At 49.7% G+C, this 1,087-nt stretch carries 2 protein-coding genes; both read left to right on the plus strand.

Annotated features, from left to right (window positions below):
* Positions 1 to 30: 30 nt before the first annotated feature.
* The gene (locus tag ACQ76X_RS35950) at positions 31 to 450 is read left to right on the plus strand and encodes a hypothetical protein (protein WP_438498673.1); all 420 of its coding nucleotides are present in this window, start codon (positions 31 to 33) and stop codon (positions 448 to 450) included.
* Between the two features lie 20 nt (positions 451 to 470).
* Positions 471 to 1,087, plus strand: a 617-nt coding sequence (gene cpaB / locus ACQ76X_RS35955) for a Flp pilus assembly protein CpaB (protein ID WP_438498674.1), incomplete at its 3' end; no start/stop codon positions are given.

The raw sequence follows: 1,087 nt of genomic DNA on the forward strand, positions 1-1,087 counted from the left end.
CATAAGTTTTACCGAACGGGGGACTAGCCGATGTGGGTCAAGGTATGCGGGTCTATTTTGTTTGGTCTAATTCTGATCGTACTGATCATGGATTTGCTGGTCATAGACAGTGTGTATGATTCTACCGGCCGGGCCATTGAGCACTCCATTGATGCAGGGATTGTGCGCTCAGGGATTGTGACGGATGCGCAGCAAGGCAAAGTACAACTCGAAGAAAACGCCTTGCGCTCAAGTACTCGTGAAGCCTTTCGGGTTGCGCTAAGCCTGAACAGCGCTCTTGAGAATCCAGTCATGAAGAATAGTCAATTTGAACTGCAGCTGCGGTATGATGCCGATGAGGTGCCGTGGATTGATGTGGTGTACCGTACCCATGTTTCTTTTGCTCTTCCGGGGGTACAATATCCGGTTACGATTCACCGTAATATACCGTATGAGAGTGTCTTTAAGTAAGCAGGGAGGGAAATCAATCATTGAAAAAGTTTTGGAATAAATATACTCGTAGCGCACTCATCGTCCTCCTCGGACTGGTGATTGCGCTTGTTGCATTTAACCTGAATAACAATCAGATTGCCAAGCAGGTGAAGACTAAGAAAATTATTGTGGCCAAAACAGATATTGCACCTTACGCAGCCATCACGAAAGATATGCTCAAATATCGGGAGGTCGTACTTAGTGAGGTGCCGGAGGATGCCCTGGAGTCCCCAGAAGAACTTGATTTCAAGGATGCCTATGCTACGAAGTACGGCTTCTTGGAACATGCACCTTTGCGTAAATCGTTGATCACGACAGCGGCGACTTCAGGGGTGGGCGCAGCGGTGTCGCTGCAGCCGGGGATGCGCCAAATCGGGGTAAAGACCGACTTGACGATGTCCGCTGGGGATGAAGTTAAGCCTGGTATTGTGATCGATGCCTATGCCTTTGTCACCGATACGGCTTCAGGGCAGTCCAAACGCATCGTTCTTCCGGAATTATTCGGACTTAAGGTTGTGAAACGGCTGAATGCGGAAGGCAAAATCCCCGATCCAGTGGACGGCGGGAGCTTAATTCCTGCAGTCGTTGTCCTTGAGGTCACGCCAAAGCAGGCGGA

The organism is Paenibacillus sp. IHBB 3054, assembly GCF_051594305.1.
Taxonomy (GTDB): Bacteria; Bacillota; Bacilli; order Paenibacillales; family Paenibacillaceae; genus Paenibacillus_AQ.

What these genes read in the sequence shown, in the direction of transcription:
- ACQ76X_RS35950 (WP_438498673.1), top strand. Translation starts at nt 31, where the DNA reads ATGTGGGTCAAGGTATGCGGGTCTATTTTGTTTGGTCTAATTCTGATC.